This window comes from Mycobacterium sp. (assembly GCF_035499775.1).
In the GTDB taxonomy this organism is placed as follows: Bacteria; Actinomycetota; Actinomycetes; order Mycobacteriales; family Mycobacteriaceae; genus Mycobacterium.
Window position 1 is genome coordinate 1 of record NZ_DATJYB010000323.1, and the last position, 11,703, is coordinate 11,703.

General features: G+C 66.1%; 10 protein-coding genes and 1 pseudogene. 2 read left to right on the forward strand and 9 right to left on the reverse strand.

Going from position 1 to position 11,703, the window contains the following annotated elements:
• The 5 genes from VML93_RS20345 to VML93_RS20365 form a co-directional block, all read right to left on the reverse strand.
• A partial coding sequence (locus VML93_RS20345; RefSeq protein WP_325613447.1) for a sensor histidine kinase occupies positions 1-1,143 on the reverse strand: 1,143 nt, incomplete at its 3' end.
• A complete protein-coding gene (locus tag VML93_RS20350) occupies positions 1,125-1,499 on the reverse strand; it encodes a response regulator transcription factor (RefSeq protein WP_325613448.1) in 375 nt (124 codons plus the stop codon). The genes VML93_RS20345 and VML93_RS20350, both read right to left, overlap by 19 nt.
• 53 nt (positions 1,500-1,552) lie before the next feature.
• Entirely contained in the window at positions 1,553-2,221 is a 669-nt protein-coding gene (locus tag VML93_RS20355) for a response regulator transcription factor (RefSeq protein ID WP_325613450.1), read from the reverse strand.
• 213 nt (positions 2,222-2,434) lie between these two features.
• A complete protein-coding gene (locus tag VML93_RS20360; protein ID WP_325613462.1) occupies positions 2,435-5,041 on the reverse strand; it encodes an ATP-binding protein in 2,607 nt (868 codons plus the stop codon).
• A gap of 11 nt (positions 5,042-5,052) precedes the next feature.
• Positions 5,053-5,223 carry a hypothetical protein gene (locus VML93_RS20365; protein WP_325613452.1) on the reverse strand — a complete coding sequence of 57 codons (171 nt, stop codon included), beginning with the start codon at positions 5,221-5,223 and terminating at the stop codon, positions 5,053-5,055.
• A 310-nt stretch (positions 5,224-5,533) separates the two neighbouring features.
• On the opposite strand from VML93_RS20365, the gene VML93_RS20370 reads away from it, so the two are divergent.
• The gene (locus tag VML93_RS20370) at positions 5,534-5,827 is read left to right on the forward strand and encodes a hypothetical protein (RefSeq protein ID WP_325613454.1); all 294 of its coding nucleotides are present in this window, start codon (positions 5,534-5,536) and stop codon (positions 5,825-5,827) included.
• Between the two features lie 304 nt (positions 5,828-6,131).
• Here VML93_RS20370 and VML93_RS20375 read toward each other — a convergent pair whose 3' ends face one another.
• From VML93_RS20375 to VML93_RS20385, 3 genes are read right to left on the reverse strand one after another with little or no spacing between them, the layout of a single operon-like run.
• Entirely contained in the window at positions 6,132-7,421 is a 1,290-nt protein-coding gene (locus VML93_RS20375) for an ArsB/NhaD family transporter (RefSeq protein WP_325613455.1), read from the reverse strand.
• 22 nt (positions 7,422-7,443) lie between these two features.
• The gene (locus VML93_RS20380; RefSeq protein ID WP_325613456.1) at positions 7,444-8,733 is read right to left on the reverse strand and encodes an ArsB/NhaD family transporter; all 1,290 of its coding nucleotides are present in this window, start codon (positions 8,731-8,733) and stop codon (positions 7,444-7,446) included.
• Positions 8,734-8,748: 15 nt separating this feature from the next.
• Positions 8,749-9,192 carry a CBS domain-containing protein gene (locus VML93_RS20385; protein WP_325613458.1) on the reverse strand — a complete coding sequence of 148 codons (444 nt, stop codon included), beginning with the start codon at positions 9,190-9,192 and terminating at the stop codon, positions 8,749-8,751.
• A gap of 187 nt (positions 9,193-9,379) precedes the next feature.
• On the opposite strand from VML93_RS20385, the gene dxs reads away from it, so the two are divergent.
• Positions 9,380-11,293 carry a 1-deoxy-D-xylulose-5-phosphate synthase gene (gene dxs / locus VML93_RS20390; protein WP_325613460.1) on the forward strand — a complete coding sequence of 638 codons (1,914 nt, stop codon included), beginning with the start codon at positions 9,380-9,382 and terminating at the stop codon, positions 11,291-11,293.
• A gap of 242 nt (positions 11,294-11,535) precedes the next feature.
• Here the strand turns inward: dxs and VML93_RS20395 are convergent.
• Positions 11,536-11,703 (reverse strand): annotated as a pseudogene (locus VML93_RS20395) (ribonuclease D); the annotation flags it as partial.

Here is an 11,703-nt window from a genome sequence, read left to right on the forward strand (position 1 = left end):
GGTGAGGGTCAGCGTCTGGTCGTCGGCGCGGGCGGTGATGGTGGCCGTGGTGTCGGGGCCGCCGTGTTTGGCGGCGTTCTGCAGTGCTTCGCTGCAGTAGAAATACAGGGCGGCCTCGGTCGAGGCGGGGTAGCGGCCCAGGCCCTGCAGGTCCAGCTGCACGGGGATGGGGGTGTTGGCGGCGACCGCCGGCAGGGCGCGGTCCAGGCCGCCGTTGATGAGCAGCGGCGGGTAAAGGCCGTGGGCCAGTCTGCGGATCTCGGCGATCGCGGTCTCCACCAGCCCGCTCGCCTCGGTGAGCAGCGGCTGAAATCGGTCGGGTCCGGCGGTGCGGGCCAGCTGGACGAGCACCGCCAGCGCGACGAGGTGTTGTTGGGCGCCGTCGTGCAGGTCGCGTTCCAGCCGGCGCCGCTCCTCGTCGGCGGCGGTGATCAGCCGGCTGCGGGAGGCCTCGAGTTGGGCGGCCCGCTCGGCGACCAGGTTCTCCGAGACCCGCAGCGCCGCGGCGTTGTTCCACACGATCACCAGCAGGTGTAAGGCATTGACCGGCAGTGCGATGACGATAAATGCCGTCTCGATCCAGTGCGGCGGTTGGGCGGCCGACGCGGCGACGTGCTCAAAGCGCGCGACCAAAGCCATGGTCAGTACGCAGCCGGTGGTAACCACGGCGAGAACCAGCCCTCGCCGCCAGCGGACGTAGGGCTCGGCGAAAACGACCGGCACCAGGGCCGCGAGCACTGTCGCCGGCAGCAGGTTCGGTGCGACGAACGTGACGAGCATAATGGCGGCCAAGTTGCTGATACACGCCAGCGTGATCGATTGCTCGTGTCTACCGCGCCGCGCCAGGTGCAGCGCGACCCCCAGCACGACACTGTGCGCGCCGCAGATCGCGACCAGGACCAGCAACCAGGGGGATCGCGTCAGAAAGAGGTACTCCCACCCCGGCAGCACCACTCCGGCACCCACGAAAAAGGCGATGTAACCAGCGAGGAACAGCTGAAATCGCTCCGCCATGAACCGGTTGATCAGGTCGTGACCTAACACCGACGAAGAGCGGACCGCTGCCAGCAGGAGAACCTTCGGCACCCGCCAGTAGGGCACCGACGGGGTCGCCGCCTTGGGCGTCAGTGGGCTGCTCGCCATAACCGGGTCAGCAGATCTGGGTGCAGGTTTTCTTTGTGAAAGTAGGCCGCGGCGCCACACTCGGCGGCTCCCGTGGGAAGGTCCTCGAGGTCATAGGTCGACATCAGCAGGACCATCAGATCCGGGTGCGCGGCGTGAATTCGCCGGGCGGCTTCGATGCCACCCATTCCGGGCATGTGGATATCCATCAACACGATCCCGGCACCGCCGTCCCGAAGGAGTTCGATTGCGGATTCCCCGGTTTCGCATTCGCCGGCCATGACGAAGTCTTCCGTCGCGGCCACCGTGGCGGCAGTAGCGAGCCGGAAACTGGCCTGGTCATCGACGACCCAGACCGGTACCCGTTCATCCCTCACCTAGTGCATTTTTCAGGGCTCGTTCGCTGCACACCATGGTGTACACACCACTGTCAGGCGGAGACGTCATCGAGAAACATCAGCACCGCCTTGACCCGTCGATCAACTTGGTCGTCGACGGTCAGACCGAGCTTGGCGAAGATGGAATTGATGTGCTTCTCCACCGCCCGCTGAGATAACACCAGCCGTTCCGCCACTGTGCGATTGCTGTGCCCGGTCGCCAATTCGGCGAGCACCTCGCGTTCCCTGGGCGTCAATCGGCTGAGCGTTGCGGCGGAACGCGGCTGGGCCAGCAGCGCCTCCACCACCAGCGGATCGAGCACCGTGCCACCGGCTGCGACTTGGTGCACCGCCTGGCTGAGCTGGTCGAAATGCGAAATGCGTTCCTTCAATAGATACCCGCGGCCGGCCGTGCCGCCGTCCAGCAACCCCGCCGCATAGCTGGGATCGGCGTATTGCGACAACACGATCACCCCGGTATCCGGGTGCGCCGTCCGCATCCATCGGGCCAGGCGAATGCCCTCGTCGGTCGACGTCGGCGGCATCCGCACGTCGGTGAGCAGCAACGTCGGGTGATGCTTTTCGACGAGTTCGATGGTGGAGTCGTAATCCTCGGCGGCGCCGACGACAGTCACATCGGGGTCGATCGACAATGCCCGCTGAACGCTGTCTCGGACCAGCAGGGAATCCTCGGCAATGAGGACCGAAATCGGACCACTCACCTCAATGCCATCCTTCCCCGGCCGTTCACGATTACTCATTCACGATTTGCTGCTCGAAACCGTCAGGGTTGACCTCTGCAATTATCCCGGTATTGGCGCCGGTGCGCCTGAGTAGTGCACTACCTAATTGAATGCAAGTATCCCACAGCAGCAAGACCGCAGCTCAGCGGGAGTCAGCCGCATTTTCTGCGGGTCGGCAGGCCGGCCTGCAGTTCAGCGAGTCGCGACCCGGTTGCCGCGGATGGTTGCGGCCAGTTGTTCGCGATCGGAGATGTCGAGTTTGATGCAGGCGCGGTAGAGGTGGCCCTCGACTGTGCGTACCGACACCACCAGCCGGTCGGCGATCTCCTTGTTGCTGAGCCCCGCCGCGACCAGATTCGCGATTTCGCGTTCCCGCATCGTCAACGGCAGCGGGTGCGCCGCGACTTCCAGTGCGGGAGTGCGGATGCCGCCGCATTCGGCAGCCAGGCGGTGGGCGACTGCGGCGGCCTCCACCGCACGCCGCCGGTCGTCGCACGCCTGGAACGCGAACGCTGCCTGCGCGGCGGCGTCGGCTGCCGACAACAGCGCACCGATCTCCTCGAATTGGTGCGCGGCGGCAAAAATCGCCCCGGCATCGCGGTCGCGCAGTGCGGCGGCGTGGGCGGCGATGACCCCCGCCAGCCGCCCACCGACAGCTGTCGCGACGTCGACCAGGCGGCCCAAGCAGGATTGGTCACCGAACCGGACCGCGTCGTGCAGCGCCAGCATTTCGATCGCCCGTTGGCCGGACTCTTCGGCGCGCCCCGCGGCGTCAAGCGCCGAATCGATTGCGGAGCTGACGTTTCCCTCGGCCGCGGCCAGCCAGGCCTCAGCGATGCGCAACTGTGGCCCGAACACCGCAACGTGCCGGCCGAACCGGGTCCGCAGCTCGGCCACCATCTTGGCGCCCGGCCCCACCTGGCCCAGCACACAATACGACTGCGCGAGCAGCAGCCGTGCCGGGAAGCTCCACGACGCGGCCGATTCGGATGTCAACGCCGCGACGGTCTGCTCCATCCGGGCAACAGTGTCGGCGAAATGGCCGCGGGCTAGGTCGACGGTGCCCGCCAGCACGTTGGCCATGCTCCACGCCAGGTACTGCCCGGCCGACGAGATCTGCACAAATCCAGCGGATTGCTTGGCAGCAGCGGCAAACTCGCCGACCAGCGCGAGTGCGCGAACCTCGCCGAACGCGGTCAGATACCTCAGCAGTCCGTCGACTCTGTTCTCGATCGCGTGCCCGCGCTTGGCCATTGCCGCAGCTTCGTCTCCCCGTCCCTGCAACGCGAGCGCCAACGCGCCGCCCAAGACCGCCCATTCAACCGCGGCGGCACAGGCGGTTTCGTCAGAGAGTACGTGCTGGGACAGGGCGACGGCCTGGTCCAGCTGGTTCTCGAAGCACAGCATCGCCGAAGCGATGCCGTCGACCAGCAGCCGCAGCGCCGGGTCGCTCACCCGGGCCCGCAACATCTTCAGCACCTCGGCGGCACGTTCGGTGTCGCCCATCGACCATTGCAGGTTCGCGATCCTCGCTATACCGCACCGGACCAGATCGGGGTCGTTGAGCGCATCGGGGTGAAACGGCCGTAGCGCCTCCTCGGCTTCGACGCCATTGCCCTGCCACGACAGCGATCGAGCGAGCAATTCGCTGGCCTCCAGCCCGCCGCCTCGACTTACCGCGGCACGCGCCAAACGCTCACCCACGGTGATGTCGGTCAGTGCTACCGCATCTCGGGCGGCGGCCACCAGCAGCGGGACGTCGGCGCCTTGATCACTGTCGATGGTCAGCTCCGCCAACCGCATCCGCTCGGCGGGCGTGGTCGGCCGCCGCTCCTTCAAGGCGCGGACCAGCTCAGCACTCAACCGCCGCGACGCCGCCGTCCCGAAACGCCGGCGAAGGACCTCACGGAAGAGCGGGTGGTTGAACCGGACATTGATGCCGTGGTCCTTGGTGACCCGGATCAGCCCCCGTGTCTCGGCCGCCTCGACGGCGTCGTCGCCGGCGATCTTGGACAGCGTGTCGAGGTCGAGCGGTTCGCAGCACGCCAGCACCTGCAGCACGCGGAGCACCGGTTCGGGCAGCTGATCGACCCGGCCGTACAGCAGCGAGGCCAGCTCTGAGGTAACCGCCATGCGGCCACGCAGCTGCCAGATTCCGCGCACCTGCCGCAGCGTGCCGGCCTCGAGCGCGCCCTCTACCAGATGCCGCAAGAACAGGGCGTTGCCGCCCGATGCGTCCCACATCAAATCCGCGCTCAGACCCTCGACACGGCCGCCCAAGGCTTGCTCGATGAGCCGCACGGACTGCTCTTTGTTGAACGGAGCGAGATAAAGCCGCTGCAGATACCCGTCCTTCCACAAGGACGTGATCGCGTCAGGCGCCGATTCGCCGGAACGCACCGTGGCGACGATGCGCATGGATCCGTCGAGCGCCAGTTGATGGAGCAGGGTGGCCGACAACTGGTCCAGCAAGTGGGCATCGTCGACACCGATGACCGAATGATCCCCGGCGAGCAGGGCTTCGCGGGCGGTGGCCAAGCAGCTGATCGGGTCTGGTGGTGTCGCCGCGCCAACCAGCGGTGCGAACACGCCCAGCGGGATGCTCCGTGCCGACTCCGTTCCGGCAACCCAGCGCACCGGGGTGGGCAGTGCCTGCGTCACTACCCGGGCCAACGTCGTCTTTCCGACCCCCGCATCGCCGATGATCACGATGCCGCAGATGCCGGGTTTGTCGACAAGTGCGGCCTGGACGGCCGTACTTTCGCTTTCCCGTTGCACAACTGGCCAATTTCGGGCCATCGCCAGAGTCATTACGTCCTCCGGCTCGACCGTTTGTCGGTCAGCTGAGAGGTGGCGCCATCAGCCCTGAGTGCCTTGATCTCGGCGAGGGTGACCAGTCGCTCGTCGCACGCTCGGCAGCCCATGTCTGCCCGCGGGTTGCGACCCGGAGTGAATGTGCTCAACAGCATCGTGGATTTCATGATCGTTCCCTTCTGCTCGACGCTTCTATGGTCGGAGAAGGTCGAGGTCCGGGGCAGCCTGCCGACACCACGGTTTCTGTTGGTGTGCCCACGGTGGTGCCTGCACCAACGGGATCGCCGGATGCCAGACGGTCCGGGACGCGGCGCTCGGGGCAAGGCGGCAGGTGCGCACCACTGTCGACACTGGTGTCTACATCCCCGCCAATTTTGGTGTGTGCTCTCTGGCTCACCGCCTTGCCGGCCGACGACACTCGATGCCTATCAGCACATCGCCACCGACGGTGGCAAGCCAACACGGCGAGGAGGCGAAATGTTTGAATCACCAACGACATCCGCGACAACACCCGATGTCGTCCAAGATACCGAACCAACCTTGGTCGACCACGGGCCTTCTCCTGAGCCCGTTTTGATCACCGAGCAGGAGGTCATGTTCAGCACCGCAGTGGCTACGTCGCCGCGGCCCGTGTCCACCTCCCGCCGATTTATCGACGCAATCCGGGGTTTCGGCGGCGCATTCCGGCTTCCGCCACCGAAACGGCACTACCCGCAGCGCAGCAGTTACCTCGAGAAGGCCCGGATGGCCCGCGAAATGGACCGGCTGTGAGCATCTTCCAGAGTGTCGTCATATTGGTGACACTCGCGTTGTCTGCGGTCGGCGTGCACAACCTGCAGTTGGGGCTTGAGTCCTGGGACCACGAGCGGCATTTCAACGATTAATGGCGGGGCTGATCAAAATGTCAGCAGCACAACCAGTTTCATTCTCGACGGCGGACGGGCTGCAACGCGTCGGACCTGTCGTCGCGGCGGCTGCGCTGATCATGTCGATCGTGTGCGTCGCGATGGCCACGTCGCAGCTGTCGTTCATGAAGATGCTCGGTTCCGGCCGCGCGGTCAGCCCGGGTAAGACCTCAGGCCAACACGAAATACCGCAGCCACATGTAGATCCCGGCGAGGATGACCGAAACCGTGGTGACCACAATGCCTTTGCGGGTGAATTCCCAGAAGGAGATGGGGCTGCCTTCGCGCTTGGCGATTCCAAGCATGACGACGTTCGCGCTGGCTCCGACGGCGGTCAGGTTGCCGCCGAAGTCGGCGCCCAGTGCCAGCGCCCACCACAGCGCGTCGTGGTTGACCTGGCCCGGCATGACCTTGACGAGTTCGGCGACGATCGGTGCCATCGTGGCGACGTAGGGGATGTTGTCGATGATCCCGGACACCGGTGCCGCGACGCCCAGGATCAGCAGCACGGTGACCAACTCGTTGCCGCCGGTCAACTCGGTCGCCGCGCGCCCCAGCTTCGCGATGACGCCGGTCTTCACCAGCGCGCCGACCATGATGAACAGCCCGGCGAAGAACAGCAGGGTGTCCCATTCGACGCTGGACAGGTAGTCCGAGCGGGGCAGCCGCGACATCACGATGAGCATCCCGGCGCCCAGCAGTGCGATCAGAGACGGCTGGAGATGCAGCAGGGGATGGGCGATGAACGCTGCGAACACGAGGAGCAGAACGACGCCGCACTTGATGAGCAGGCCGCGATCGCGGATTGCTTCGCGCTCGTCCAGCGACATCACGTCGGCGACTCGCTCGGGCTCGACGGTGATCGGGCCGAAAAGGCGGGGCAACATGGCGACGAAGACGACGATGACAATCAACACGATCGGCGCCAGGTGCACCACGAAGTCGTTGAACGTCAATCCCGCCCGGCTGCCGACGATGATGTTGGGTGGGTCGCCGACCAACGTCGCGGCGCCGCCGATGTTGGACGCGAACACTTCTGCCATCAAAAACGGCGCCGCATTTATCGCCAGCCGGTCGCACACCAATAACGTGACGGGTGCGACCAACAACACGGTGGTGACGTTGTCCAGCAGAGCTGACGCTAACGCCATCACGAGTACCAGCAGGATCATGATGCGCATCGGGGAGCCGCGGGCCCGTTTGGTGGCCCAGATCGCGACGTACTCGAAGACGCCGGTCTGCCGCAGCACGCTGACGATGATCATCATGCCCAGCAGCAAAAAGATTACGTCCCAATCGATTCCCGTCTTGTGTGAGTAGAAGACGTCGTCGGAGTCGATGACCGGCAGGGTAACCACGATCGCTGCGCCCACCAGCGCGGCCAGGGTCTTGTTGACCCGGTCGCTGGCGATCAGCCCGTAGGTCACCACGAACACCGTGACCGCGATGATGGCGCTCATCGGTGCTCCTCCGAATGTCCAGTCAGCTCAAAACGAAATAGCGCAACCACAGATAGACCGCGCTCAGTATCAGCGACATCGACGTAACCACGGCGCCCTTGCGGGTGAATTCCCAAAAGGAGACCGGGTTGTCCGCATGCTTGGCGATGCCCAGGATGACGACGTTGGCGCTGGCCCCCACAGCGGTGAGGTTGCCGCCCAGATCGGCGCCGAGGGCAAGGGCCCACCAGAGCACTCCCGGATCGGCGTGGCCCGCCAGCGACGGCGCCAGATCGGCGACGATCGGCGCCATCGTCGCCGCGTAGGGAACGTTGTTGACGAAGCCGCTGATCAGGAAAGACGCCGTGAGGATCACCATCGTGGCCAGCAGTGCGTTGCCACCGGTCACCGTGGCAGTCAGGTGCGCCAGCTGCCTGACGACCCCGGTCTTCACCAGGGCGCCGACCATGACGAACAAGCCGGCGAAGAACAGCAGTGTGTCCCACTCGACGCTGGACAGGTACTCGGATTGCTTCTGCCGGGAGACAACGATCAGGATCGCGGCGCCCAGCAGCGCCGCCAGGGATGGCTCCAGGTGCAGGGGCCGCTGGGCGATAAAGGCGACAAACACCGCAACCAGTACGACGCCGCACTTGATCAGCAGTCCGCGGTCGCGGATGGCCTCTTTCTCCTCCAGCGCCATCACGTCGGCGACCCGTTCGTCGTCAACCGTGAACGCGCCGGGAAAAAGGCGCGGCAGCATGGCGATCAGGACGGCCGTCACGATGATCACGATCGGCGCCAGGTGGAGCAGGAAGTCGTTGAAGGACAGGCCGCCCTTGCTGGCGATGATGATGTTGGGTGGGTCGCCGACCAAGGTCGCAGCGCCGCCGATATTGGAGGCGAAGACCTCGGCCATCAGAAACGGCGCCGGACCGATGTCCAGCCGGTCACACACCAGCAGCGTGACCGGCGCGATCAGTAGCACCGTGGTGACGTTGTCCAGCAGCGCCGAGGCGACCGCGGTGACCACGACCAGCAGCACCATGATGCGCAGCGGCGAGCCGCGGGCGCGTTTGGCGGCCCAGATCGCGGTGTATTCGAAGACGCCGGTCTGCCGTAGCACGCTGACGATGATCATCATGCCCAGCAGCAGAAAGATTACGTCCCAATCGATTCCGGTTTCGTGGGAGTAGAAGACGTCGTCGGAGCTGATGATCGGCAGGGTGACCACGACCGCCGCGCCGGCCAAGGCCACCGCGGTCTTGTTGACCCGGTCATGCGAGATTAACGCGTAGGCGACCACGAAGACGGTGATCGCAACGACACTCATCGAATCGCTACGCGATCACGTCTTCAGGGCAGCGGCCAGCAGGCGCGAAGCCGTGATCACCCCGAGCAACCGTCCGCCGTCGACCACCGCGAGGAGCGGGCTGCGCAACCGAGCCATCGTCGCGGCCACCTCGATGATGGTGTCGTCGGCATTGACCGGCGGAACGTCGACCAAGTGGTCCGGCAAGACGTCGCGGACGGTCTTGCCGCGCAACTTGTCGGCCGCCCGGTCGGCCATCGATTCGTTGAGCACGCCGGCCAATGAGGGATCGTCCTGGACGTAGCGGGGCACAATGAAGCGCACCACCTGAGATGCAGGCAGCACCGCGTACGGTTTGCCGGACGTGTCGGTGACCAGGAGCCCGGGCAGCCGGTGCTCGGCGAGGGTGCGGGCGGCGTCCAGAGCATTGGAATCGATCGTGACGACGGGGAAGTCTTCGGCGAACTGCTCGGCGCGCATAACGTGACATTACGTCTGAACCGCGACGATGTTCTGGTCGACAGTTGGGGCCATGGTGTACTCCGGGGTCGCAGTGACATGACTGCCGACCAGGCTTCCCGGCTCACCGCAACGTGACGCTACCAAACAAGCGATGTCGGAGCTCGTCAAACCGGACGCTCTTGCGCTCGCTGCGTAGACTGGCCAGATGCTGGAACAGATCCGCGGCCCCGCCGATCTGCAGCACCTTTCCCAGCGGCAGTTGCGCGATCTGGCTTCCGAGATTCGCGAATTCCTGATCCACAAGGTCGCCGCCACCGGGGGGCACTTGGGGCCGAACCTCGGTGTCGTCGAGCTCACGCTGGCGCTGCACCGGGTCTTCGACTCACCGCACGACCCGATCATCTTCGACACGGGCCACCAGGCTTACGTGCACAAGATGCTGACCGGCCGCTGCCCGGAGTTCGAGAGTCTGCGCAAAAAGGGCGGCCTGTCGGGGTATCCGTCGCGCGCCGAGAGCGAGCACGACTGGGTGGAGTCCAGCCATGCCAGCGCGGCGCTGTCCTATGCCGACGGCCTGGCCAAGGCGTTCGAGTTGACCGGGCACCGCAACCGGCACGTGGTCGCGGTGGTCGGGGATGGCGCGCTCACCGGCGGCATGTGCTGGGAGGCGCTGAACAACATCGCCGCTTCGCGGCGTCCGGTGATCATCGTCGTCAACGACAACGGCCGCAGCTACGCGCCCACAATCGGCGGTGTCGCCGACCACCTGGCCACGCTGCGGCTGCAGCCGGCCTACGAGCAGGCGCTGGAGCGTGGCCGCGACGCGGTGCGCGCGATGCCGCTCGTCGGTGAGTCCTTCTACCACCTCCTGCACAGCGTCAAGGCCGGCATCAAGGACTCGCTGTCACCCCAGCTGATGTTCACCGATCTGGGGGTGAAGTACGTCGGCCCGGTGGACGGCCACGACGAACGCGCTGTGGAGGTCGCGCTGCGCAAAGCCCGCGGCTTCGGGCGCCCGGTGATCGTGCACGTCGTCACCCGCAAGGGGATGGGCTACCCGCCCGCCGAAGCCGACGAGGCCGAGCAGATGCACTCCACCGTCCCGATCGACCCCGCGACCGGGCAAGCGACCAAGGTGGCGGGCCCGGGCTGGACGGCGACCTTCGCCGACGCGCTCATCGAGTACGGGAAGAAGCGCCGCGACATCGTGGCCATCACCGCGGCCATGCCCGGCCCCACCGGGCTGACGGCATTCGGAAAGCGGTTCCCGGACCGGTTGTTCGACGTCGGGATCGCCGAGCAGCACGCGATCACGTCGGCGGCCGGGCTGGCCATGGGCGGGCTGCACCCGGTGGTGGCGATCTACTCGACGTTCCTCAACCGCGCCTTCGACCAGATGATGATGGATGTGGCGCTGCACCGGCTGCCCGTCACGATCGTGCTGGACCGGGCGGGGATCACCGGCAACGACGGCCCCAGCCACAACGGCATGTGGGACCTGTCGATGCTGGGCATCGTGCCCGGCATGCGGGTGGCCGCACCCCGCGACGCCACCCGGTTGCGCGAGGAACTCGGTGAGGCGCTCGACGTCAGCGACGGTCCAACCGCGCTGCGGTTCCCCAAAGGCGATGTGGGCGAAGATATTTCGGCCATAGAGCGGCGCGGGACCGTGGATGTGCTCGCGGTGCCTGCCGATGGGTTGAACCATGACGTGCTGCTGGTAGCGGTCGGGGCGTTCGCGTCGATGGCGTTGGCGGTGGCCAAGCGGCTACACAACCAGGGGATCGGCGTGACGGTGATCGACCCGCGCTGGGTGTTGCCGGTCTCCGACACCGTTCGCGACCTGGCGGTCCAGCACAAACTGCTGGTCACGATGGAGGACAACGGGGTCAGCGGCGGCGTCGGCGCCGCGGTGTCCGCCGCCCTGCGGCGCGCGGAGATCGACGTGCCGTGCCGCGACGTCGGGCTGCCGCAGGAATTCTTCGACCACGCATCGCGCGGTGAAGTGTTGACCGAACTGGGGCTGACGGACCAGGACGTGGCGCGCCGGATCACCGGGTGGGTCGCCGCGCTGGGTGCCAACGCGGCCGAACCTGAGATCAGCGAGCGTCTGGACTAGTTGCGATCGCGGCCGTGGCGGCCGGGGTCGCGTCGAGACTGTACTCAGGGCTATGCCGACCCGCGGAAACCAGCCCTCACTTCAGTCTCGATGCCCTCACTTCAGTCGCGACGACGTCTCGGGCGTCCGCTGGGTCACGCTCACCACCAGCCGGGAAGCGTAGGCACAACGCCAGCCGTATCGGGCGTATGGCAAGCATTTTGGGGGCCCTAGCACTGGGTGAGCAATCTATCGAACACGCCCTATGCGGCTTGCGTCATCGCCGCGGCCAGCACTGGGACCACGAGTTCTCGCTGCCACGCCCGCGCCTGGCCGAGGCGCAAATGCTCGTCGACGGCCTCGACCGGATCGCGGGAGTTCGCCGAGATGACCTCCCAGTCCCAGCACAGCCGCCGCACCAACTCGGGCAG